The following is a 23,969-nucleotide window of genomic DNA, read 5'->3' as shown; positions in this document are numbered from 1 at the left end:
CTGCTCGGGAGGGTTGTCCGAGCGGCCGAAGGACCCGGTCTTGAAAACCGGTGGGCAGCAATGTCCCGTGGGTTCGAATCCCACACCCTCCGCCCCTCGGGGACCCCCGCCCCGTCTCAGAAAGGGATGCTCGTGAGCGAGACGCCTGACGCCCCGCCGACCAGCCGGCGACAGCCGCTGGCGCGCCACGGCATCCAGACCTCCCCGAAGCCATTCCGCCAGATCATGACGGTGCTGGGCGCGGTGGTCGCGGTCGTGGTCCTCAGCGTCGGCGCCGTCGGCGCCTTCTACGTGTGGGATGCCGCGCGCACCCTCACCGACAACAGCGTCGACATCGGCGACGACGTCGACGAGCTGCCCGCGATTGGCGAGATCGACGGCGGCGTCAACATGCTCGTCGTGGGCACCGACTCCTGCGAGGGTCAAGACCTCAAGCTCTTCCCGCGTTGCGCGCACGACGCGGGGGGCGAGCGCAACGACGTGACGATGCTGGTGCACATCAGCGACAACCCGCGCCGCGTGACGGTGGTCTCCTTCCCGCGCGACATGATCGTGCCGATCCCGTCGTGCCCGACCGGCGACGGCGGCAACTACTCCGCGATGAGCGCGCAGATGATCAACTCGTCGTACATGTACGGCGGACTTCCCTGCACCGTGCTGACCGTCGAGGCGCTGACCGGCGTCGACATCCAGTACGCCGCGGCGATCCGCTGGACGGGTGTCATCAACATGTCGGATGCCATCGGCGGCGTCGACGTGTGCGTCTCCGACGACATCAGCGACAAGCACACGGGCCTGAACCTCACCAAGGGCACACACACCCTCGTCGGTGCGGAGGCGCTGCAGTTCCTGCGCATCCGCCACGGCATCGGCGACGGCTCCGACCTCGGCCGCATCTCGAATCAGCAGCAGTTCATGAGCTCGATGGTGCGCAAGCTGCAGTCGGGCGGCGTGCTGGCGAACCCGTCGGTGCTGTTCAACCTCGCGACGACCGCGGTGGCGCAGGTGCAGTCGAAGCAGCTCGTGCTGAGCGATTCGCTGACCAACCCCCAGCGCATGGTGTCGATCGCGATGGCGGTCAAGAGCGTGCCGTACAAGGACATCGTCTTCGTGCAGTACCCGACGGTCTACGCCCCCGGCGGCGGCCGCGTGCTCCCGGTCACCTCGGCGGCCGACGTGCTGTTCCAGGCGCTCGAGGACAACCAGCCGCTGAAGCTCACGGGCGACGCGAGCCAGGGCTACGGCGTGGAGATCGTCGGCGAGGCCGAGGCCACACCGACCCCCACTCCCACGCCCACCGGCTCGCCGAGCGGTTCGCCCGACGCCTCGGAGACCCCTGACGCGAACGAGACGCCGGAGCCCACCGAGACGGCCGTGGAGCTCCCCTCCGACATCGCCGGCTCCACCGCCGCCGACGTCACCTGCACGCAAGCCCAGCGCTGACCGTCGCCGCGGCGGGCCCGGAGAAAGTGGCGCAGTCGGCGGCTTCCCGGCATCCGAGACGGCCGTTCGCGACACCTTTTCGCGCCGATCGCGCCACATTCGCGCGTCGGAGGGCGCGCGAAGTGCGGTGCCGGCCGGCATCCGACGACAGTTCGCGCACGCTCGACGGCTGTCACCTGTACGGGGGTGACCGCCCGGTTCGTTGTGACGGGCGGGGAGCGGTTATGATTGCCGGGTGTGTTCGCGCCGTCTCGCGTTGAACACCCTGGAGACGTCGCATAGTCAGGCCTAGTGCACCACCCTGCTAAGGTGGAGTCCTCGCAAGGGGACCGAGGGTTCAAATCCCTCCGTCTCCGCCAAAAAGCCCCGGTCTCCCGGGGCTTTTTACGTTGCGGTCAGAACAGTATCCCGGGGCTGGGGCACTCAGGAATCGCGCCGGGTGTCCCCCAGACCGAGACGGAGCCACATGGAGGCCGCGAAGTGTCGCGCGCGTGACAGTCGAAGCCCAGCGGAAACTTGCGTGACCTGAATCCTGTCGTTTTTCGAGCCGCGCTTGACGACCTCGGCTGCCATCCACTCCGGGATGAGTGCCCCCTGCATCTTGCTCACGGGAGGGTGTCGCGGACCCTGAGTGTCTGCGCGTACGTGGCGTGCGGGTAAAGACTCACGGCTGGAAGTTCTTGCAGACGATCGGGGAGAGGTTCGAGGGCGACGGCGACAAAGGCCTGAAGGCCAGCAGCGATTTGGCGGGCGAAGTCTCGCAGGTGTCCTTCAGGGAGCCCGGCGTCGGTCTCGAGTTGTCGGATGCTGTCCGCATTGAAGGAGCCGAGGGTGTTCGCGCCGTTGACGCCGAAGGCAAGCTCGACGTTGTCGAACACGGCAGGGTTGTGAGAGAGGACTTGCTCTCGCTGCTTGAACGGCAGCGAGCTATTGAGGTCGTAGAAGGGAGCGAGTGTGCTGCGTCCGGACACGTGAGTCAGGGAGAAGTTCTTGGCGTGGCCGTCGTTGTGGCCAACGATCCAGGAGAAGACGTGCAGCTTCGCGAAGCGCTCTTTGGCGGTCTTGGCGTCGGTGGCGCTGAGATTGCGGTCGAAGACGGTGAAGAGGTCGCGATAGCCGGGGCCGCCATCGGCCTCATACTTCTGGACGTGTGAGGTTCCGGTGGCTTGTGCGAGGTCTTCCTGGTGGACTCGGGCGACGACGCCATTGTGGGGGAAGCGATCGAAGCGTTCCACGATGAGGACATGCTCACCGTCGAACTCTGCGATCACGGATGCGGCCGCGTCGAGCCCGAGCAAACCCGCCAACTGCAAAGTGATGTGCTCGGTGACGTCGGAGCCCGGGAGCGGCTGGATCCCCGGTTTGAAGATGTGTGTCGACGGTTGCCGCCCAGACGGCTCGAACCACTGGTTGTCGCGAAGGGCGAGCGCGAACTTCCCCTGAGCGCCGCCCAGCGAGAATCCTTCCTCGACAGTGCGGTGCTGGAGCCAGTCGGAGTCGTCTCGACGGATCTGCCGAATTCTGTCGCCGATCTCCTTCTCGGCGAGTGGCGCCAGATTCTCTTCTTGCCGAGGTGATGTGCCGGCGGGGTAAAACTCGAGCGCTCCGGCGACGTCGGCGCCGTAGACGGATAGCAGGTCAAAGGTGCTGTCGCTGCTCAGCTTCGCCTCCCGCGCCCAGCGGGAACGGACATCGGCGCGGTCGGGGAGGAGGTTGTCGAGGAAGCGCTTGGTGTCATCGTTTCCGAACGGGGTGGAGACTACGGGGAGGGTTACAGAGATGGGGACGGGGTCGTCCGACGCTGCGTACTCGGGCAGGTAGCGAAGCTGCAGGTTCTCCCCTCGTCGGGTGATCGTCGCCACGTGGGCTTCGTAGAGGTATACGTCGAGAGCGCGGATCATTCGCTGTCCACCTCCGGCGTCTCGCCAGTATCTGCTTGGACGTCCGTGCTGTCGGGGGGGTCGGCATCGACCGCTCGCGGCGGATTGAGGACGGAGCCGGGGATGCTGAGTCGCTCGGCAAGCCCGCGGGAGGCGGCTCGGATGGAGGCGAGAGCGGCGCGATCGAGGTTGGCCTCGAGGCGCCTAACGATGTCGGAGTTGTCTATCTTGGGCAGGAGTGGGGGGGCGATCGCGGGGAGTGACCCAAGGATCTGCTCGTTGAGTGACTTGAGCGTGCCGACGTCGAGCGCGGGTGTGATGCGCTTGGTAAGTGCGTCCGCCGCAGCCTGGGCTGCGCCTCCCGCTGGGGGGACGGGGTGACGGGCGGTAGAGGCATCGAGGTGGATCCCGAGATGATCGAGGATGAGTAGGACCGTGTCGAAGGAGATGCCACCGTTGCCGCGTTCGAGGCGGGCGAGGGACTGGCGGGTGATGCCGACAGCATCGGCGACATCCTGTTGAGTGAGGTCCTGCTGGGCGCGGGTGTTCTTGACGAGGCGGGCGACGTCTGATGATGTCTGTAGCTTCATGTCGACCAGCCCCCTCGCTCATGTTTCAAAAACCGCACTTCACGTTCTGGTAAGAAAAATCTACCATCTGCGTCATGTTTGGTAAATAGAACAGTTTGTCCATGTTTGAAAAATAAAACATCCACATGTGCGAACGCGAGCAATCAGAAGTGCCCCGGTCTCCCGGGCTTTCGGCCTTCTACCGATGATCGTGTACCTCTTCGCCCGCGCGCTGGCGTTGCCCGCGCGTTAGCGCTCCGGCACCAGCCGGGGAGACGAGCTGAGGGCCGGCGACGGCTGCAGCGGCAGGTCGACTCGCAGCACCGTGCCCCGCCCGAGCTCCGACGAGATCGTGACCTCGCCGCCGTGGCTGCGGACGATCTCGCGCGCGATGGCGAGCCCGAGTCCGCTGCCCTGTACCGCGTGCTGCTGCGCGTGGGAGCCACGGAAGAAGCGGTCGAACACGCGGGGGAGATCGTCCGGAGAGATCCCCATCCCGGTGTCGGTGACGGTGACCGTCGCGTGCGGCGTGCCGTCGGAACCGGCGGTCGTGCGCACGTCGACGTCGACGCTGCCGTGGGCGGGGGTGAACTTCACGGCGTTGTCCACGACGTGCGCCAGCGCGAGCTCGAGCTCGCCCTCGTCTCCCGACACCGTGTGCGCGCCGTCGGCGCTGACACGAAGCTCCACCTGTCGCGACTGCGCGAGGGGGCGCGCCGAAGCCTCGACACGGCGCAGCATCCGTTCGACCCCCACCGGGGTGGAGACGGCATGGTCCTCGCCCGCGTCGAGACGGGTGAGCATGAGCATGTTGGCGGCGAGATCCTGCAGCCGTCGCGCGTGGCGCTCCACCACGTGGAGGCGGGCCTGCGTCTCGGCGGAGAGGTCGTCGTCCAGCACGAGGTCGAGGTAGCCGAGGATCGACGTGAGCGGCGTGCGCATCTCGTGGCTCATCGTGTGGATCATGTCGCTCTTGGCCCTGTCCAACGCCTGCAGCTCGGTGACCAGCCGCTCCCGGCTGCGGAGCATGCGGGACGCCGCCGCGTGGCGCGACAGGACCGAGACGGCCGCGAGCACCACGGTGGCGGCGGCGAGAATCAGGGCGACGGGGGAGACGGGCGTCTGGGTGGCGATGAGGAGCACGGCCAGGCCCGCCAGGACGGCGAGCGCGGGCACCGGGAGCACGCGCGCCTCGGGCTCCGGCGTCCGCGCGTCGGCGGGGAGCCGCGTGACCCCGTCGACCCAGATAGCGAGGCACGCGACCCCCATCGTCCACAGCGCGTCGAGGGGAGTGCCCGCCGCGTAGGCGTCGGCGCGCGTCAGGAGCGCATAGGCGATGTCGGCGCCCGTGAAGAGGAGGAACCCGGCGACGAGGAACGGCCACCGCGTCCCGATCCGCAGCGCGGGAGAGGCGGAGATCGCGACGACGGCGGTGATGAGGATGAGGTCGAAGAGCGGATCGAGGCCGGCGATCGCGTTGCCGAGCACGCTCGTGCCGCTCGCGGCATCCGTGAACACCGGTCCGAGGATGACGGCGAGTACCGCGGCGGCGCCCAGGGATGCCACAGCGCCGTCGAACAGGGCGGGCCTCAGCGACCCCTGCGATTGGCGGACGACGAGGACGAGGAGGGCGGCGAGGATGAGGGGGTAGTAGAGGAGGTAGCCGATGTCGGCCGGCGACGGCGAGGGCAGCTCGCCCGACGAGTCCATCGCGAGCGTGTAGAACGTGTCTGCCGCGGCATTGCAGGTCACTCCCGCCGCCGCGAGGACGACCTCCGGACGCGCGAACCGCGTGCGCACGGCGACCAGCCAGAAGACGCCGACCGGTGCCCACTGCGCCAGGATGGGGATCGCGATGTCGATGATCTCCGGTGCCGGATCCCCCGGGAGCATCAGCCCGGCGAAGAAGACCACGTTCGCGACGATCGTGAGCACGAGGAGGGCGCGGATCGCGCTGCTCAGTCGATCGTGAGACCGCCGCACGATGGAACCTCCCCTCACCGCGACGTCGCGGTGCATCGTTGCGCGTTCCCGGCATCCTGAGCATACGTCCGACGTGACTCGGCCGGTGGGACGACGCGGCAGCGCCCGAGGTGCAGATGCGCCCCCGTTAATACAGATGCGCCCCCGCCCATGAGGAGGCGGGGGCGCATCCGGATGCGGACGGGTTACTTGAACGCGTCCTTGACGTTCTCGCCGGCCTGCTTCAGGTTGGCCTTGGTCTGATCGGCCTGACCTTCGGCTTCGAGGCTCTCGTTGTCGGTGTGCTTACCGACCGCTTCCTTGCCCTTGCCCACGAGGTCTTCCGCAGTGTTCTTGATCTTGTCGCCGAGTCCCATGAGGTTCTCCTTTCGATCAGGTACTTCCCGAACCTGGCTTCACTGTAGGCACGCGGAGCCGGACGAGGAGGGGCCTTGCCACCGCACGCGCGGTGAGGTAGAGGTACGCACCCGTCCTGTCAAGGCGAGTGGCGGCGAGCCGTTGTCGTCGTAGCCTCCCCTCATGGACGACCACACCGGGGCCCCTTCTCACGCGCGCGTCGCCGTCATCGGCGGAGGCAACGGCGGACTGTCGATCGCCGGGCGCCTGCGGCGGCGCGGCGTCACCGATGTCGTCGTGATCGAGCCGCAGGCGGAGCACTGCTACAAGCCGCTCCTCTCCCACGTCGCCGGCGGGACGGCGCGCGCGAGCGAGACGGTACGGCGTCAGGCCGATGTGACTCCGCGCGGCGTGCGGTGGGTGCAGGATGCCGTGGCGCACGTCGACCCGGAGCGACGCCGCCTGGAACTCGGCAGTGGTGCCTCGCTCGGGTACGACCACCTCGTGGTGGCTGCCGGCATCCGTCAGGACTGGGATGCCGTTCCCGGTCTCGCCGCGGCGATGCTCTCGCCCGCCGGAGCCTCGAACTACCTCCTCGACCTCGCCGCAAAGGCGTCGCCGCTGCTCCGCGACGTCCGCGGCGGCACCGTCGTGTTCATCCAGCCGCCGGGCCCGGCGTCCTGCGCGGGCGCCGGGCAGAAGCCGATGTACCAGGCGTGCGCGTACTGGAAGCGGTCGGGGGTGCTGGCCGGCATCCGCGTGGTGCTGCTGGTGCCCGACGCGACGATCTTCGGCATCCCCGAGATCGACGCCGAGCTGGAGCGGAAGGTCGCCGAGTACGGCATCGAAGTGCACACGGGCGCCCGCGTCGAGGAGATCGACGCCGAGCGGCGCACCGTCGTCTTCACGACGCGGACGGCGACGGCCGCTCCGCGCGCGCACAGCGTCACCTACGACGTGCTCATGGCGGAGCCACCCCAATCCGCACCGCCGTTCCTCGCCGAGAGCGGATTGTCCGGACCGGATGCCGAGGGCTTCGTCGATGTCGACCCGCGCACGCTGCGGCATCGTCGGTACGACACCGTCTGGGCGCTCGGCGACGCGGCAGCGACGACGAACTCGAAGTCCGGGGGTGCCCTGCGGAAGCAGACGGCCGTGCTCGCGGCGAACCTCCTCGCCGTGCTCGAGGGGCGGGCGCCGCATGCCGAGTACGACGGCTACGGCGTGTGTCCGTTCACCGTTTCGCGCACGAGCGCCGTGTTCGCGGAGTTCGACGACCACGGCCGCCTCGCGCCGTCGATCCCCTTCTGGCGCCGGTCGTATCGAGAGTCGCGTCTCGCCTGGATCATCGACCGGCACGTCTTCCCGCACATCTACTGGCACCTGATCCTGCAGGGCCGGGCCTGACAGGCGTCGCGCTCTGCACCACCGACTCGCACTTTCCTCGGGCGGCGGTCTTCGCCAGACTGGGCGGATGGATGCGGTGAACGAGTGGCTACAGATGCGCCCCGGCCATGAGGAGGCGGGCGCGCATTCGGTTGCGGACGCTTACTTGAACGCGTCCTTGACGTTCTCGCCGGCCTGCTTCAGGTTGGCCTTGGTCTGATCGGCCTGGGTTGCCGAAGCCCCCGTGGAGGGGTACCCGTCCATCGCGGCCTTCGGATAGTGTGAGCGCAAGCGGTCGCTGGGGTCGCCGGAGTGCTGGATGTGGCCAGCCGCGTCGTCACGACCGTGAAGGGTGTCTGGGGATGGGGTCGAGAGGACGGGTGTTGCATCCGCTCTGGGCCGCCGTCCTGGTGTGGACGCTCGCCGTCGTCGGTGTCGGGGCAGCGCCCGCCGTGGCCTCGGGTGCGACCGGTGATGGCGACGACCTCGTGTCCCAAAGCTCCGCGGATGCCGTCGCCGCGACGCTGGCCGGTTCGGTGGTGGCCGTCGACGGCGGTGGCGTCGGGGCCGCGAAGGTCACGCTGTACGAGCGGACGGCGGGGACCTGGGAGCCGACATCCCTCGTCGCCTCGGTCGATGAGTCGGGCGCGTGGGCGATGACCGACGTGCCCGCCGGGGAGTACACCCTGGCCGTGGTGGCCTACACCCCCGAGCGTGCGCTCGTCTGGTGGGGTGACCGTCCGACGCTGTCGTCCGCCGACGGCTTCGTCGTGGCAGACGGCGAGGTCCGGACAGGGTTGGACGTCGCGGTCAAGCCGTCGGCCCCCTCGCCGGGACCGGGCATGTACCCCGTCGGCGGCGGTTACGGACCGCAGGTCGGCAGACTCCTCTCCGCCACGGTCTTCGGCTGGCTGGAGGACTCGGACTTCCGCTTCCAGTGGTACGCCGACGACATCGCGATCCCCGGCGCGACCGATCGCGACTTCCGTCCCACGACCGACCAGTTCGAGCGGTATCTCAGCGTCGAGGTCACCGCCGTGCATCCGGATCATGCGACGGCACAACGGAGGTCCGAGAAGCAGTGGGTCGAGGCGGGGCCGCTGACGACCGCGCTGCCGCTCATCGATGGAGACCCGGTCGTGGGCTCGACGCTCAGCGTCTCGACCCCGGGATGGACGCCGGGCACGATATTCACGTACTCGTGGAGGGCGGGCGCACGCTTCCCCATCTACTACCCCGACACGGGGTCCTCGTTCGTCGTCCCCGAGTCGGCGTTGGGGTCGACGATCCACGTGACCGTGACGGGCACTCGGCGCGGGTACACGTCGAAGTCTGTGACGGCCGAGCTCGTAACGCCGATCAGGCTGGCGACGCAGCCGATCGGCGGTATCACCATCGCGGGTGAGCCGAAGGTCGGATCGACGTTGACGGCGCAGACAGAAGGCTGGACCCCGCAGACGACCTTCACGTACGAATGGTTTTCCGACGACGGGATTCTCAGGGGACAGTCCCGCACCCTGTCGCTGGGTTCCTGGGCCGTGGGGAGAAACGTCCGGCTCGACATCGGCGCCCATGAGCCCGGACACTACTCGGAGCAGCTGTCGCGATCCATCGATGTCGCCTTCTACACCCTCGCGACATCGCAGCCCAAGATCACCGGCGCGATTCGGGTGAACGGCGTCGTCGAGGCGGAACCGGGCACTTGGACCAAGGGTGCGACGCTCACCTACCGCTGGTTCGTGGACGGCAAGGTGTACCGCGACAAGTACGGCGATGTATACCTGGGCAGGAGCATCCGACTTCCCGCGTCGGCGTATGGGAAGACCCTCAGCGTCGAGGTGTCCGGCTACAAGGTGAACTACGCCGACGCGAGCCGCACGTCAGCCAAGACCCGCGTGGCCGCCGGCATCCTGCCTCTCACCCGCCCGAAGATCACCGGCGACGTGCGTCAAGGGGGCACGGTGTCGGCGGTCGCCAAGACAGGGGTGACGGGAACCCGGTACGCCTACCAGTGGTATGCGTCCGGGCGGTCGATCCCCGGGGCGACTGACCGCACCTACCGCATCAGGGATGCGCAACTGGGGAAGACCCTCACGGTGAAGGTGACGGCGAGCGCGACGGGATATGCCAAGAAGTCGAGCACGTCGTCCGCGACGCTGCGCGTGCCGAGGCTGCCCAGAGTGAGCATCTCCGGCACGCCGAGAGTAGGGGCCCTCCTCACCGCTCGTCTCGGGAACACCTCGCCCGGCACGACGTACACGTACCAGTGGCGTGACAGCCGTGGCGGGATCGTCTTCGGTGCCAAGTCGACGGTCCGGCGGATCGAGAGCGGAATGGACGGCCGGCGCATCCGAGTCATCGTGACGGCGCGCAAGAAGGGTTACGCGACGGTCGTGGTGAGCAGCAGCTACACGGACGTCATCCGGCGCTGAGCTCTCCGGAGTCCTCCGCTCGTCCTCCGGATTTTCGACGCTCTATCGTTACCGCTTGCCGCGCGCTGCTTCCCTAGCCTGACCGTATGCCCTCCGCGCGATCCCGGCTCCGGCGCCCTCTCAGGCTCGTCGCCCTGATGGCCGCCCTCCTGCTGGCAGCGTCGGTCACGGCGTGTTCCTACCAGCCTCGGACGGCCCTGCGCCTCAACGCGGACGGAACCCTGGACATGGTGACGTGCGAGACGATCGAAGAGGTCGCCGAGACGAGCATCGAATACTCGGACAGCGCCGGTGACCCTGTCGCTGTGCCAGAGGGATCGGCGCCGGAGTGGCCGCCCTCCCTGTCGACGGGTCAGGTCGTCCACTTGGGTGCGACGCCCACTGCGGAATGGGAAACCGTCTTCGTCGAGCTCATCAGCGAGAGCGAGTGGTCGGTGTGGAGGGGGACCAGTGCCTGGCGGCTGAAGACCGACGAGTGGGTGTGGGCAAACCAGGATGACTTCGGCCTGCTCGGCGATGTGAAGCACTGCGACATCCTGGAGTAAGCGGGCCCTCCCATGACCACGGTCACGGGTTCTCCTCGCGCTCCGCAGCACCGACTCGCACTTTCCAACGGGCGGCGGTCTTCGCCAGACTGGGCGGATGGATGCGGTGAACGAGTGGCTGTTGACGTGGGGCGACAATCTGTGGACGTGGATCGTCCTCCCGGTGGTGATCGGGCTCGGGATCTACTTCACGGCTCGATCGGGTGTCGTGCAGTTCCGGCTGATCCCCGAGATGTTCCGGACGCTGACGGACAAGACCCCGCGAGACGCCTCCGGTGAGCCGCAGTCGGTGTCGGCCTTCCAAGCCTTCACGATCTCGGCGGCCTCCCGCGTGGGCGTGGGGAACATCGCGGGCGTCGGCACCGCGATCGCCGTCGGCGGCCCGGGCGCCGTGTTCTGGATGTGGCTGATGGCCTTCATCGGTGGCGCATCGTCGTTCATCGAGTCCTCGCTCGCTCAGCTCTACAAGACCCGCGACCGCGACGGGTTCCGCGGCGGCCCGGCCTACTACATGCAGCGCGGGCTCGGGGCGCGGTGGATGGGCGTGCTGTTCGCCGTCATCCTGATCATCTGCTTCCCCTTGGCCTTCAGCTCGCTCCAGGCCAACACGATCCAGGCAACGGTCGCCGGCAGTCTCGGCGAAGAAGCGCTGGGCTGGCTGCCCTGGGTGACGGGTGCCGTGCTCGCCCTCCTGATGGCGCTCGTCGTCTTCGGCGGGGTGCGCCGGATCGCCTCGGTCACCCAGACCCTCGTGCCCCTCATGGCGCTGCTCTACCTGCTGCTGGGCCTCGTGATCGTCGCGATCCACATCGACCGGCTGCCGGAGGTGTTCGCGCTGATCTTCACGCAGGCCTTCGGTCCCAACGAGGTCGTCGGCGCGACGCTCGGGTACATCATCCTCACGGGTGTGAAGCGCGGCATGTTCTCCAACGAGGCCGGCCTGGGTTCGGCGCCCAACGCCGGTGCCAGTGCGGCCGTCACCCACCCCGTCAAGCAGGGCCTCGTGCAGACGCTGGGGGTCTACTTCGACACGTTCCTCGTGTGCTCGATCACCGCGTTCATCGTGCTGGTCTCCGTGCCCGACCTCGCCGGCGCCCAGCGCGGTATCAGTCTCACCCAGGGCGCGATCGTCGGGGCCTTGGGCGAATGGGCGAACGTGCTCCTCATCGTGATCATCTTCCTGCTGGCATTCAGCTCGATCCTCGGCAACTACTACTACGGCGAGTCGAACATCGAGTTCATCACCACCAACGAGGGCGTGCGCCTGGCGTACCGCGTCGTCGCGATCGCGGCGGTGTTCGTCGGCGCCGTCGTGTCCGCGGACGTCGTCTGGAACTTCGCCGACGGGGCGATGGGGTTCATGGCGCTCGTCAACCTCGTGGCGATCGCGCTGCTGTCCGGCATCGCCTTCAAGCTGCTGAAGGATTACACGGCTCAGCGCCGCGAAGGCAGGGATCCCGTCTTCACCCGTGACCGACTCCCCGGCGTGCGGGGGATCGAGGTGTGGGAAGACGAGCTCACCGTCACCGGTCCGATCGACCTCGCCGTCCAGAAGCGGCAGGCGCGCAAGCACCGCGACCACCTGCACGACGGCGCCGCCGGCTCCGAGCGCTGACCTCGGCGGGCTCGTCCGTCAGGCCGGCAGGAAGTTCTCGCGGGCCAGCGGTGCGATCTCGAGCGTGTCGGCGTCGGCGCGTCCGATCCACCGCAGCTCCTCGATCTCGGCGCGGGGCTCCGGCTCCTGTTCGCCGATGTCGACCGTGAACACGTCGGCGACGACGAGGAAGCCGGGTTCGTTCGCGGCCGCCGCGGTGAAGACGCCGAGACTGCGCAGGGCGGGAGGGTCGACCCGGATGCCGAGCTCCTCCTCGAGCTCTCGCCGCAGCGTCTCGGCGCCCGTCTCGCCGGACTCGGGCTTGCCGCCCGGCTGCATGAACGCGGTCGTGCCCGTCTTGCGGACGAGCAGGAGCCGCCCGGCCTCGTCGTGGATCACGGCCGCGGAGACGTGGATGCGTCGCGTGGGGGTGGTGTCGGCGGAGGAGGTCACCGCGGAACCGTAACAGGTCGCCGCCCGCGCGCGACGTAGAATCGCATGTGCCCGCTGAACTTCCCGACCCTCCTGTGCCCGCGTCGGGCATCGACCCCGCCGAGCTCGAGATCGCCCTCAAGGTGCTCCGCGAGGTCGCGTCGATCGACCAGCGGCATCCCGACTTCATCACGCTCCGCCAGGCCACTTCGCACCTGTTCAAGGCCGCGAAGAAGGAACGTCGGCGCGAGATACGCGACGCGATCGCCGACGCCGATCGGGCCGTCGTGGCGGCCACCGCCACGGGCGCGCCCGACCGCATCGACGACGAGACGCGCGGCATCCCGATCACCTCGGCGACGACCGCTCCCATCGCGGGCACCCTCCTCAAGGCGCGGGGCTGCTACATCTGCAAGCAGCCGTACACGGTGGTCGACGCGTTCTACCACCAGCTGTGCCCCTCGTGCGCGGCGATGAGCCACGCCAAGCGCGACGCGCGCACCGACCTCACCGGCCGGCGGGCGCTGCTCACGGGAGGACGCGCGAAGATCGGCATGTACATCGCGCTGCGCCTGCTGCGCGACGGTGCCCACACGACGATCACGACCCGCTTCCCTCGGGATGCCGTCCGCCGCTTCCGCAGCCTGCCCGACGCGAACGACTGGATCGATCGTCTCAAGATCGTCGGCATCGATCTCCGCGACCCGGCGCAGGTGATCGGCCTCGCCGACGAGGTGGCCGCGGCCGGTCATCTCGACATCCTCATCAACAACGCGACGCAGACCGTGCGACGTTCGCCCGGCGCGTACCAGCCGCTCGTCGACGCTGAACTGGCGCCGCTGCCGGGCGGCCGGCTGCCCGAGCTCGTCACCTTCGGGCACACGAACGACCAGCACCCGCAGGCTCTCGAGCGGTCGGTCAGCGCGCACCCGATCCTCGCGGCGGCCGCCTCCCGCGCCGACGAGCTGACCGAGCAGGCGATGGCGGCGGGCTCGAGCTCGCTCGACCGGCTCGCGGCGGGCACAGCCATCGACGCGGGCGGCCTCATCCCCGACGTCGACGCCGTGAACTCGTGGACGCAGCGGGTGGGAGACGTCGACCCGCTCGAGATGCTGGAGGTGCAGCTGGCGAACACGACGGCGCCGTTCCTGCTCGTCTCGCGGTTGCGTCCCTCGCTCGCGGCGAGCCCCGCGCGACGCACCTACGTCGTCAACGTCAGCGCGATGGAAGGTGTCTTCGGGCGCGGCTACAAGGGTCCCGGCCACCCCCACACGAACATGGCGAAGGCCGCCGTCAACATGCTCACGCGCACGAGCGCCCGCGAGATGTTCGAGACCGACGGCATCCTCATGACGAGCGTGGACACCGGCTGGATCACCGACGAACGACCTCATCCGACGAAGGTGCGGCTCGCGGAGGAGGGATTCCACGCTCCGCTCGACCTCGTCGACGGCGCCGCCCGCGTCTACGACCCGATCGTGCGCGGCGAGGCGGGGGAAGATCTCTTCGGGGTCTTCCTGAAGGACTACGCGCCCGGCGCATGGTGAGGCTCCCGCCTCCCGGACGCCGCGTGGTCGTCCGCTACCTCCTGCCGACGGGCCAGGCGACGGATGCGCTGGGGGAGCTGCTCAGCGTGGATGCCGAGACCGTCGTCGTCGACGGCAAGCGCGGCGTCGAGACGATCGCGGTGGCCGATATCGTCGCGGCCAAGGAGGTTCCTCCGCCCCCTGCGCCCCGTCCCCGCACGGTGCGCTGAGATCCGCCCTCCGGGGTGCACACTGAAGCAATGCCCATCGTCGACAACGCCGTATACGTCGAAGGCCGCCGGATCCGTAATCCGGAGAGCCTCGAGCAGACCTTCGAGCACATGCGGGACAACAAGGGCGTCGCCTGGATCGGCCTGCTCCGCCCGACGGAGGAGGAGATCCACGCGGTCGCCGCGGAGTTCTCGCTGCACCCGCTCGCGGTGGAGGATGCACTGTCGGGCCACCAGCGGGCGAAGCTCGAGCGCTACGGCGACGTGCTCTTCGCGGTACTCCGCCCGGCGCGGTACATCGAGTCGGCCGAGACGGTGGAGTTCGGCGAGCTGCACCTGTTCGTCGGACCCGACTTCGTCGTGACGATCCGCCACGCGGAGGTTCCCGACCTCGCCCATGTGCGCGCCCGCATGGAGGGGCAGCCCGACCTGCTGCGCGCCGGACCCGAGGCGATCATGTACGCCATCCTCGACGAGGTCGTCGACGAGTACCTCCCCGTGACGGAGGGGCTGCAGAACGACGTCGACGAGATCGAGGACGCGCTCTTCGACGCCGGTTCCCCGCAACTGTCCCGGCGGATCTACGACCTCTCCCGCGAGATCATCCATTTCCAGCGGGCCGCCGACCCGCTCCGCGAGATGCTCGAGTCGCTGCTGCGCGGAGCGGACAAGTACGGCGTCGACATCGAAGTGCAACGCGCCCTCCGGGACGTCTGGGACCACACGTTGCGCATCACCGAAAAGCTGACGGCGCTGCGCTCCATCCTCGACAACGCGCTCACGCTCAACGCGACTCTTGTGACGCAGCGCCAGACCGAGACCGCGCTCGTGCAGAACGAGCAGGTCAAGAAGATCTCGGGCTGGGCGGCGATCCTGTTCGGCCCGACGCTCGTCGGGACGATCTACGGCATGAACTTCACCCACATGCCCGAGCTGGACTGGACGTGGGGGTATCCGCTCGCCCTGCTCGCGATGGCCGCCACGTCGGTGGCGCTGTGGGCCACCTTCAAAGCGAAGAAGTGGCTGTAGCGCCCGCCAGGGCCGTCACTTCCCCCGGACGATGACCTCGACGGGGGAGAAATCCTCGGCGGATGCCGTCACCCGCACGGTGCCGGAGCCGTCGACGCGGACGACGGCGAGCAGCCGTCCGTCGTACGTCGTGTACGTGGAGGCGCCGAACGACTCCTCGGTGCGCGGCTGACCCGATCCGAGACCCAGGAGCACGCCCGGCCCGGAGACCTCCACCGTGACCGGCACGTCGCGGTCGACCGCGACGGTGCCGGCGTCGTCGGCGAGGGCGATGGACACGAAGGCGAGCCCGCCGGGGGCGACCTCCGTCTCCTCCGCTCGCACGTCCAGGCGCGCGGCCGTCGCCGTGCGCAGGCTGTGACGGCCGATCTCGACGCCGTCCCGACGGGCGATCGCGACGATCTCGCCCGGGCGGTACACGGTCTCGAACCGGGCGACGTACGCCTTCTCGGCGCCGACCGGCTGCGTCGCCACCGCCTCGCCGTCGACGACGAGCGACACCTCGTCGGCGTCGGCGTACACGTCGACCGTGACGGGTGCGCCGGGGGCGGCATCCCACGTCCACGACGACACCGTGTCGGTCCACGACCAGGGCGTGGTCGCCGTCGGTCGGCCGTGATGCTGCGGCCGGTGCACGGCGAGGTACGGATCGCTGCGGAGGCCGAAGACGATCTCGCGATAGAACGAGATCGTGCGGCGGTGTCCCGTGATGTCCAGGTCGCCGCAGGCGGCCAGCCGGTACGGGTACGGGCCGGCGGTTCCCGTGGGCGCGTAGCCCGGTTCGTCGGTGTAATCGACGCGTCCGATGCCGGCCTCGCCGAGGTAGTCCCAGCCGGTCCACGTGAAGTCGCCGATCACGTGGGGGAGCTCGGTGACGAGTTCCCACATGACGTCGATGCGCTCGGGGAAGGTCTCGGAGCCGACGATGATCCGGTTCGGGTGGTCGACGGCATCCTGTCGGTAGCGCGAGTCGGCGTAGTTGAAGCCGACGACGTCGAGCACGGCGGCCGACTCCTCGATCGAGGCGCTCACGAGCGGTGACGCGTTCATGAGACCCATCTGCTCGCCCATGTTCGCCATCATCGTGTTGGCGTCCTCGACCTCTTCGCGGGCCTGGGCGATGCGGTCGAGGTTCGCGATGATGCCGTTGATGCCGTTCGTCACGAACCGCCTGGGGTCGAGGTCGCGCACCCGCTCGGCGAGCCGGCGGCTCCACGTCGACCCGATCGGCGTGCCGAGCTCGAGGATCTCGTTGCCGATCGAGTACAGCACGACACTGGGGTGGTTGCGGTCCTTCGCGACGAGCGCCTCGACCTCGGCCTCCCACCGCTCCGGGAACGTGACGGTCGCATCGTGCGGCGCCTTCGCGCGCGTCCATGCGTCGGCCAGCTCGTCCATGACGAGCACGCCGTGGCGATCGCACGCGTCGAGCATCGCGGTGCTCATCGGATTGTGGGCGCTGCGCAGCGCGTTGAACCCCGCGGCCTTCAGCAGCCGCACGCGGCGGTCCTCGGCATCCGGGTGCGTCGCCGCGCCCAGCACGCCGTTGTCGTGGTGCACGCACGCGCCGCGGAGCTTCACGCTCTCGCCGTTGATGCGGAGCCCGTGAACGGGGTCGAGCTGGAGCGTGCGGATGCCGATGGCCACCTCGTGCGCGTCGAGTGCGCGACCGTCCTCATCGGTGAGGACGCTGCGCACCGTGTACAGGTCGGGGCGATCGGTGCTCCAGCGGCGCGGCGCGGGCACCACCAGCCGGGCACGCGCGACGGCGGCCGCTCCGGGCAGCACCGTGACGGGCGACGCGCCGTGCGCGACGTCGACGCCGTCGGGGTCGAGGATCGCCCACGTCAGCCGTGCCGTGCGGGTGTGGCGGTGGGCGTTGTCGACGGTCGTCGCGATCGCCACCACGGCGCGCTCGTCGTCGATGTCGGGTGTGGTGACGGCGACCCCGTCGCGGGCGATGCGGACCGGATCGGTCACGACCAGGTGCACCGGCCGGTAGATGCCGGCCCCGCTGTACCAGCGCGAGTCGCGGTGTGCGCGCGCCTCGACGGTGAGGCGGTTCACCTCGCCGAAGCGCAGGAACGGGTCGAGCTCGGCGACGAAGCCCGCGTAGCCGGCGGCCTGATGCGTGACGAACTCGCCGTTGAGGTGCACAACGGCATCCCGGTACACGCCCTCGAACTCGATCGAGACGCTGCGGCCCCGCCACTCCTCGGGCACGTCGAGCTCGTGCGTGTAGACGAACGCGCCACCGGGCGTGTAGCCCGAGTGCACGCCCTCCGGCTCCGCGGCGGAACGGGGGAGGTCGCGGAGGGCGTCGTGGGGCAGGGTCACGGGGACGGCACCGCCGTGGTCGTCGGGCGACTCGAAGGGGCCGAGCTTGGGACCGACGGTCCACCCCTTCAGGAGCGGCGTGCGGGTCACTCCGCGGCCTCCGCCTCGTCGACGTCCCAGTCGATGTCGGCGAACGTCGCGAACAGAACGCGCAGCTCGTCGGCCATGTCGAGCACCGAGCGGTCGAGCAGCCACTGCACCTGCAGTCCGTCCATCATCGAGATGATCGTGATGGCCGCGCGGCGGGGGGTCATCCCGTGGCGCAGGCGGCCCTTCCCCTGCAGGTCGGTCATGGCGCGCTCGATGTTGCCGCGCGTGTACTCGTAGCGCCGCACGAAGTAGGCGTGCGCGGGATGGTCGGATGCCGTGGCCTCGGCCGACAGGGTGGCGTACAGCTCGACGACGCCGGGGATGGACGCGTTGTAGGCGGCGAGGTCGACGAGACCGCGGAGCACGGCCGCGCCGTCGTTCGACTCGATGGGCACGAGGGCCCGGGCGCGCTCGTCGCGCTCTTCGAGCACCGCCTCCAGCAGCGCGCTCTTGTTGCGGAAGTGGTGGAGCAGGCCCGCCTCGCTCATGCCGACGAGGGCGGCGATCTCCCGCAGCGATCCGGCGCGGTAGCCGGAGCCGGAGAACACCTCCAGCGCAGCATCGAGGATCGCCTTGCGGGTCGCCTCGGTCTTCGCGTAGCTGCCCCGGCGTCGTGACCCCGCGGCAGCGATGGTGTCCGTCATCGTCATCACCGTCATTCTCCACGACCGCCCTCGTCGGCGGCCATCGGGGGACAGTCTGCACTGTCCGATAACGAAAACCTAGCGATTACTAGATTTTTGTTGTGAAAACCTAGTCCTCGTTCGTTTTTGGTGCTAGCGTCCTCGGCCAGGGCGATCCGCAGGGGTATCGCCACCTGAGAAGGGGACCAATGATGTTCCGATGGAAGGCCACAGCAGCCGTCGCGGTCATCGCGGCTCTCGCGCTGACAGGATGCGCGGGCGGCAACGGCGAGACGGACAACACCGGCGATGACGGGGGACGGGCTGACCGCCTCACCCTCATCTCGATCGCCGCACCGACCAGCTACGACATCGGTCAGGGCGCCGAGTGGGGAAACCGCAGCGAGTTCTTCCAGGCGGTGTTCGACACGCTGCTGTCGAAGGACGCCTCCGGTGAGATCCAGCCGTGGCTCGCGACCGAGTGGTCGTACAACGAAGACAACACCGTCCTCACCCTCACGCTCCGCGACGACGTCACCTTCACCGACGGATCGGCCCTCGACGCCGACGCCGTCGTCGGCTCGCTCGAGCGCTTCCGCGACGGAACCTCCCCGCAGGCGGCCACGCTCGCCGGCAAGGAGTTCGCCGCCGTCGACGCGACGACCGTCACGATCACGCAGGACGCTCCCGACCCGTCGCTGGTCAACCTGCTCTCGATCGCACCGGGCCTCGTGCAGGCGCCGTCGAGCTTCGACGACGCCGACTCGGCGACCACGCCGGTCGGCTCCGGTCCCTACATCCTCGACAGCGCGTCGAGCGTGACGGGCACGACGTACAACTACACGGCCAACCCCGACTACTGGAACCCCGACGTCGTCAAGTACGACAACCTCACGATCAACGTGATGGAGGACACCACCGCCATCGTCAACGCGATCAAGGCGGGCGAGGCCAACGGTGCCAAGATCGCCGACAACAACACGATCGCCGAGGTCGAAGGCGCGGGGTGGACGATCGAGTCGAACGAGCTCGACTTCCAGGGCCTGCTGCTCCTCGACCGCGCCGGCACGATGGCGCCCGAGCTCGCCGACGTCAAGGTGCGTCAGGCGATCAACATGGCGTTCGATCGCGAAGCCCTGCTCCAGTCGCTCCAGAGCGGCTACGGCACCGTGACCGAGCAGGTGTTCCCGGAGACCTCCGTCGCCTACGACGCCGCCCTCGACAGCGCCTACGCGTACGACCCGGATGCCGCCAAGGCCCTCCTGGCGGAAGCGGGATACCCGAACGGCTTCACGCTGAGCATGATGTCGACCCCCGCGTTCCAGACGACGTTCGACCTCGTGGCGCAGCAGCTGGCCGACATCGGCATCACCGTCGAGTACACCGACCCGGGCGCGGGCAACTTCATCACCGACATGCTCGCCCCGAAGTACCCGGCGACGTGGATGGCGCTGGAGCAGAACCCCGACTGGCAGCTCATCAACTTCATGATCAGTCCGTCGGCGACGTTCAACCCCTTCAAGTACCAGGACGACACGGTCGACGGCTACATCGAGACCGTGCAGTTCGGCACCGAGGAGGAGGCCGCGACCGCCCTCAAGGAGCTCAACGCCTACATCGTGGACCAGGCCTGGTTCGCCCCGTTCTTCCGCGTGCAGGGTTCGTTCGCGGTGGATGCCAACACGGAGCTCACCTTCTGGCCCACCAACGCCTACCCGTCGATCTTCGACTTCTCGCCGAAGAACTGACCCGATCCGTCGGGCCGGACGTCCCCCCGCGTCCGGCCCGACGGCCTCTTTGGGAAGGCATCATGCTGACATTCATCCTCCGGCGCCTGCTGTCGGGCGTCGTGCTGGTCGCGGTGATCTCGTTCCTCGCGTTCGTCCTCCTCTACATGGGCGGCGGCGACATCGCCCGCCGCATCCTCGGAGAGAACGCGACCGCCGAGACGGTCGCGAAGAAGACCGAGGAACTCGGTCTCAACCGCCCGCTCCTCGCGCAGTACGGCGACTGGGTCACGTCGGCCCTCACCGGCAACCTGGGCCGCAGCTGGTTCACCGGCGAGCTGGTCACGGTGAGCGTGACCAACCGTCTCGCGGTGACGCTCTCGCTCGTCATCGGCGCGACCCTCATCTCCGCGATCCTCTCGGTCATCCTCGGCGTCCTCGCGGCGCGTCGCGGCGGCGCGGTCGACGGGACGGTGCAGTTCCTGTCGCTCATCGGGTTCGCGATCCCCGGCTTCCTCATCGCCCTCTTCCTCGTCCTGGTCTTCGCGATCAACCTCGGGTGGTTCAAGGCGACGGGGTACGTGCCCATCGGCACGTCGGTGAGCGGCTGGCTGTCCTCCGTCACGCTACCGATCGTCGCCCTGTCCGTCGGCGCGATCGCCACCGTGGCCGCGCAGGTGCGCGGTTCGGTCATCGACGCCACCTCCCGCGACTACGTCCGCACCCTCCGCTCGCGCGGCCTGGGCGACGGATCGGTCATCTACAAGCACGTCCTCCGCAATGCCGGCGGCCCGGCGCTCGCCGTCCTGGCGGTGCAGTTCGTGGGTCTCCTCGGCGGCGCCGTCGTCGTCGAGCAGATCTTCGCGATCCCCGGCATGGGCCAGCTGAGCGTGCGTTCCACGACGCTCGGCGACATCCCCGTCGTGATGGGCCTCGTGATCGCCTTCGCGATCATCGTCGTCATCGTGAACCTCCTCATCGACCTCGCGCAGGCCGCCCTGAACCCGAAGGTGAGACTGTCATGACCGCCATCGACGTCCCTCCCGTCCCGTCGGCCCCGTCGGTCGCCGTCGCCCCCGTGCGCGTCCACCTGTGGCGCCGCCTCATGAAGCGCCCCCTCGGCGTCGTCTCGGCGATCTTCCTCGTGCTCGTCGCGGTGATCGCGATCATCGGCCCGTGGGTCGCCCCGCAGGACCCGAACTACGCCGACATCCGCGCCATCCTGGCTCCGCCGAGCGGGACGCACCTCCTCGGCACCGACGGCAGCGGCCGCGACGTGTTCTCGCGGCTCCTGTCGGCGACGCAGACGAGCATCGCCGCGGCTCTCATCGCCGTCGTCGTCGCCATCGCCCTCGGCGTGGTGAGCGGCCTCATCGCCGGCTACTACCAGGGCTGGTTCAACACGGTCGCCACATGGGTCACCGAACTCAACATGGCGCTGCCGGGCATCGTGGTGCTCCTCGCCGCCCGCGCCGTCCTCGGCCCGTCGGTGTGGATCTCGATGCTCATCTTCGGCATCCTGTTGGCGCCCGCCTTCTATCGGCTCGTCTACGCCGCCGTCACCGCGGTGCGCGGCGAGCTCTACGTCGACGCCGCGCGCGTGTCGGGACTCAGCGACACCCGGATCATCGGCCGTCACGTGCTGGCGGTCGTGCGGGCGCCCATCATCATCCAGGCGGCGATCATCTCCGGCATCGCGCTGGCGATCCAGTCGGGTCTGGAGTTCCTCGGCCTCGGCGACGTCAACGTGCCCACGTGGGGCTCCATGCTCACCGACGGCTTCAAGAACATCTACAAGCAGCCCGTCCTCATGATCTGGCCGTCGCTGGCGATCGGCCTGACGTGTATCGCGCTGACCCTGTTGGCCAACGTCATGCGCGACGAGCTCGAGCGGACGGTATCCGTGCGCCGCAAGCGCCGCCGCGCCGTCACGACGGCGACCGGATCGATCGCCGCGGTCACCACGTCGCTGTCGACGAGCGGCGGCGACGCCCTCGAAGACCCCGACGAGCTCCCCGTCATCGAAGGCACGGAGGTGCTGACGCATCCCGAGGACGAGCGTCGCAAGACGCACGACACGGTGCTCGAGATCCGTGACCTGCACGTCGGCTACGACCAGCCCGACGGGTCGCACATCGAGGTCGTCCACGGCGTCTCGCTCGACATCCGCCGCGGCGAGGTGCACGGCCTCATCGGGGAGTCCGGTTCGGGCAAGACCCAGACCGCCTTCGGCGTGCTGGGGCTCCTGCCGCGCGGCGGCCACGTCACCGCAGGATCGATCCGCTACGAGGGCACCGAGCTCGCCGACGCCTCCGACCGGGTGTACCACGGCATCCGGGGCAAGCGCATCGGCTACATCCCGCAGGAGCCGATGAGCAACCTCGACCCGTCGTTCACGATCGGCAGCCAGCTCGTCGAGCCGCTGCGCAAGAACCTCGGACTGTCGAAGAAGGATGCCACGCAGCGCTCGCTCGACCTGCTCGCGCGGGTCGGCATCCCGCAGCCGAAGCGCACCTTCGACGCCTACCCGTTCGAGGTGTCCGGCGGTATGGCCCAGCGGGTGCTGATCGCCGGCGCCGTCTCCACCGATCCCGACCTGATCATCGCGGACGAGCCGACCACGGCCCTCGACGTGACGGTGCAGGCGGAGGTGCTCGACCTCCTCCGCGACCTGCAGGCCGAGCGCGGGATGGCGATGCTCCTCGTCACCCACAACTTCGGCGTGGTCGCCGACCTGTGCGACCGGGTGACGGTCATGCAGAACGGCCGGTTCGTCGAGCAGGGCCCGGTGCGCGCCATCTTCGGCCGCGCACGTCACCCGTACACGCAGGCGCTGCTGGACGCGATCCTCGACGAGGGTCCCGCCCGCCCGCCGCTGGCAACGAAGGGAGCGGGAGCATGAGCGCTCCGCTGCTGGAGGTCACCGACCTCGTCGTCGAGTACCCGGGGAAGGGCTTCCGTGCGGAGCCGTTCCGGGCGCTGAAGGGCGTCTCGCTCGACATCCTCCCGGGTGAGACCGTGGGGCTGGTCGGCGAGTCGGGGTCGGGCAAGACCACGCTGGGCCGCGCCGCTCTCGGGCTCGCGCCGGTCACGGAGGGGTCCATCGTCTACGACGGCAAGGACATCTCCCACCTCGATCGCCGGCAGAGACGGGCGCTCAGCTCCGAGATCCAGGTCGTGTTCCAAGACCCGTACTCGTCGCTGAACCCGTCGATGACGATCGAGGAGATCCTCACCGAGCCGCTCACGGCGGCCGGGGTCGCGAAGGCCGCCGCCCGCTCCCGCGTGCGCGATCTGCTCGACCAGGTGGGCCTCCCCACCGATGCGCGCAACCGGTTGCCGCGCGAGTTCTCGGGCGGTCAGCGGCAGCGTGTCGCGATCGCCCGCGCCCTCGCTCTCGAGCCGCGGCTCATCGTGTGCGACGAGCCGGTGTCGGCGCTCGACCTGTCCACGCAGGCGCGCGTGCTCGACCTGTTCATCGAGATCCAGGAGCGCACCGGCGTCGCGTACCTCTTCGTGACGCACGACCTCGCCGTCGTGCGGCACGTCAGCCATCGCGTGGCCGTGATGTACCGGGGTGAGATCGTCGAATACGGCGACGGCGACCGCGTCACGTCCGATCCTCAGCACCCCTACACACAGCGGCTGTTCATGGCCGCGCCCGTGCCCGACCCCGACAAGCAGGAGCAGCGCCGTGAAGCCCGCCGCGCCTTCCTGGCTTCGGCGGCCGGGCAGTCGATCTCCTGACCGGATGCCGGCGCGCGGACGACCGTGCGCCGGCATCCTTCCACCTCCACCTCCCGCACC

At 69.0% G+C, this 23,969-nt stretch carries 19 protein-coding genes and 2 tRNA genes; 14 read left to right on the top strand and 7 right to left on the bottom strand.

What is annotated here, in order from left to right; all coding sequences use genetic code 11:
* The first annotated feature begins 7 nt into the window (after positions 1-7).
* From ACSQ18_RS13405 to ACSQ18_RS13395, 3 genes are all read left to right on the top strand, one after another.
* Positions 8-92: transfer RNA gene (locus ACSQ18_RS13405), tRNA-Ser, on the top strand.
* Between the two features lie 40 nt (positions 93-132).
* Entirely contained in the window at positions 133-1,443 is a 1,311-nt protein-coding gene (locus ACSQ18_RS13400; protein WP_436037919.1) for an LCP family protein, read from the top strand.
* 267 nt (positions 1,444-1,710) lie between these two features.
* Positions 1,711-1,802: transfer RNA gene (locus tag ACSQ18_RS13395), tRNA-Ser, on the top strand.
* A 246-nt stretch (positions 1,803-2,048) separates the two neighbouring features.
* Here the strand turns inward: ACSQ18_RS13395 and ACSQ18_RS13390 are convergent.
* The 4 genes from ACSQ18_RS13390 to ACSQ18_RS13375 all read right to left on the bottom strand — a co-directional run bounded on the left by ACSQ18_RS13390 (position 2,049) and on the right by ACSQ18_RS13375 (position 6,231).
* Positions 2,049-3,344 (bottom strand): HipA domain-containing protein, encoded by a 1,296-nt coding sequence (locus ACSQ18_RS13390; RefSeq protein WP_436037918.1) that lies wholly within the window; start codon positions 3,342-3,344, stop codon positions 2,049-2,051.
* Positions 3,341-3,913: a helix-turn-helix transcriptional regulator gene (locus tag ACSQ18_RS13385; protein ID WP_436037917.1), complete on the bottom strand. Its 573-nt coding sequence runs from the start codon at positions 3,911-3,913 to the stop codon at positions 3,341-3,343. Before ACSQ18_RS13385 ends, ACSQ18_RS13390 begins: the two co-directional genes overlap by 4 nt.
* Before the next feature lie 228 nt (positions 3,914-4,141).
* Positions 4,142-5,875, bottom strand: coding sequence for a sensor histidine kinase (locus ACSQ18_RS13380; RefSeq protein WP_436037916.1), 1,734 nt, complete (start codon positions 5,873-5,875; stop codon positions 4,142-4,144).
* Between the two features lie 185 nt (positions 5,876-6,060).
* A complete protein-coding gene (locus ACSQ18_RS13375) occupies positions 6,061-6,231 on the bottom strand; it encodes a CsbD family protein (RefSeq protein ID WP_144806355.1) in 171 nt (56 codons plus the stop codon).
* 163 nt (positions 6,232-6,394) lie between these two features.
* On the opposite strand from ACSQ18_RS13375, the gene ACSQ18_RS13370 reads away from it, so the two are divergent.
* From ACSQ18_RS13370 to ACSQ18_RS13355, 4 genes are all read left to right on the top strand, one after another.
* The gene (locus ACSQ18_RS13370) at positions 6,395-7,618 is read left to right on the top strand and encodes an NAD(P)/FAD-dependent oxidoreductase (RefSeq protein ID WP_436037915.1); all 1,224 of its coding nucleotides are present in this window, start codon (positions 6,395-6,397) and stop codon (positions 7,616-7,618) included.
* Positions 7,619-7,959: 341 nt separating this feature from the next.
* A complete protein-coding gene (locus ACSQ18_RS13365; protein WP_436037914.1) occupies positions 7,960-10,029 on the top strand; it encodes a hypothetical protein in 2,070 nt (689 codons plus the stop codon).
* Positions 10,030-10,115: 86 nt separating this feature from the next.
* Positions 10,116-10,574: a hypothetical protein gene (locus tag ACSQ18_RS13360; protein ID WP_436037913.1), complete on the top strand. Its 459-nt coding sequence runs from the start codon at positions 10,116-10,118 to the stop codon at positions 10,572-10,574.
* 97 nt (positions 10,575-10,671) lie between these two features.
* A complete protein-coding gene (locus ACSQ18_RS13355) occupies positions 10,672-12,189 on the top strand; it encodes an alanine/glycine:cation symporter family protein (RefSeq protein WP_436037912.1) in 1,518 nt (505 codons plus the stop codon).
* A gap of 18 nt (positions 12,190-12,207) precedes the next feature.
* Here ACSQ18_RS13355 and ACSQ18_RS13350 read toward each other — a convergent pair whose 3' ends face one another.
* Entirely contained in the window at positions 12,208-12,621 is a 414-nt protein-coding gene (locus tag ACSQ18_RS13350; protein WP_436037911.1) for an NUDIX hydrolase, read from the bottom strand.
* A gap of 47 nt (positions 12,622-12,668) precedes the next feature.
* Here ACSQ18_RS13350 and ACSQ18_RS13345 point away from each other — a divergent pair, with 47 nt between their 5' ends.
* From ACSQ18_RS13345 to corA, 3 genes are read left to right on the top strand one after another with little or no spacing between them, the layout of a single operon-like run.
* Positions 12,669-14,147, top strand: coding sequence for an SDR family NAD(P)-dependent oxidoreductase (locus ACSQ18_RS13345; RefSeq protein WP_436037910.1), 1,479 nt, complete (start codon positions 12,669-12,671; stop codon positions 14,145-14,147).
* Positions 14,141-14,356: a putative acetyltransferase gene (locus ACSQ18_RS13340; protein ID WP_436037909.1), complete on the top strand. Its 216-nt coding sequence runs from the start codon at positions 14,141-14,143 to the stop codon at positions 14,354-14,356. Before ACSQ18_RS13345 ends, ACSQ18_RS13340 begins: the two co-directional genes overlap by 7 nt.
* A gap of 30 nt (positions 14,357-14,386) precedes the next feature.
* Complete coding sequence (gene corA / locus ACSQ18_RS13335; RefSeq protein ID WP_436037908.1) at positions 14,387-15,385, top strand: magnesium/cobalt transporter CorA; 999 nt, start codon at positions 14,387-14,389, stop codon at positions 15,383-15,385.
* Positions 15,386-15,400: 15 nt separating this feature from the next.
* Here corA and ACSQ18_RS13330 read toward each other — a convergent pair whose 3' ends face one another.
* Together ACSQ18_RS13330 and ACSQ18_RS13325 are read right to left on the bottom strand one after the other, a co-directional pair.
* Positions 15,401-17,812, bottom strand: coding sequence for a glycoside hydrolase family 2 TIM barrel-domain containing protein (locus ACSQ18_RS13330; protein ID WP_436037907.1), 2,412 nt, complete (start codon positions 17,810-17,812; stop codon positions 15,401-15,403).
* Positions 17,809-18,456 (bottom strand): TetR/AcrR family transcriptional regulator, encoded by a 648-nt coding sequence (locus tag ACSQ18_RS13325; protein ID WP_436037905.1) that lies wholly within the window; start codon positions 18,454-18,456, stop codon positions 17,809-17,811. Before ACSQ18_RS13325 ends, ACSQ18_RS13330 begins: the two co-directional genes overlap by 4 nt.
* Positions 18,457-18,644: 188 nt before the next feature.
* On the opposite strand from ACSQ18_RS13325, the gene ACSQ18_RS13320 reads away from it, so the two are divergent.
* The 4 genes from ACSQ18_RS13320 (at position 18,645) to ACSQ18_RS13305 (ending at position 23,909) form a co-directional block, all read left to right on the top strand.
* Complete coding sequence (locus tag ACSQ18_RS13320) at positions 18,645-20,183, top strand: ABC transporter substrate-binding protein (protein ID WP_436037903.1); 1,539 nt, start codon at positions 18,645-18,647, stop codon at positions 20,181-20,183.
* A 62-nt stretch (positions 20,184-20,245) separates the two neighbouring features.
* A complete protein-coding gene (locus ACSQ18_RS13315) occupies positions 20,246-21,187 on the top strand; it encodes an ABC transporter permease (protein WP_436037902.1) in 942 nt (313 codons plus the stop codon).
* Positions 21,184-23,064 (top strand): dipeptide/oligopeptide/nickel ABC transporter permease/ATP-binding protein, encoded by a 1,881-nt coding sequence (locus ACSQ18_RS13310; protein WP_436037901.1) that lies wholly within the window; start codon positions 21,184-21,186, stop codon positions 23,062-23,064. Before ACSQ18_RS13315 ends, ACSQ18_RS13310 begins: the two co-directional genes overlap by 4 nt.
* Complete coding sequence (locus ACSQ18_RS13305) at positions 23,061-23,909, top strand: ATP-binding cassette domain-containing protein (protein WP_436037900.1); 849 nt, start codon at positions 23,061-23,063, stop codon at positions 23,907-23,909. The genes ACSQ18_RS13310 and ACSQ18_RS13305 overlap by 4 nt, the downstream gene beginning before the upstream one ends.
* Positions 23,910-23,969 lie beyond the last annotated feature (60 nt).

Source organism: Microbacterium sp. LjRoot45, from assembly GCF_964253325.1.
Lineage (GTDB): Bacteria > Actinomycetota > Actinomycetes > Actinomycetales > Microbacteriaceae > Microbacterium.
Note: the sequence above shows the minus strand (reverse complement) of the source record. Positions and strands in the feature narration are given on the sequence as shown.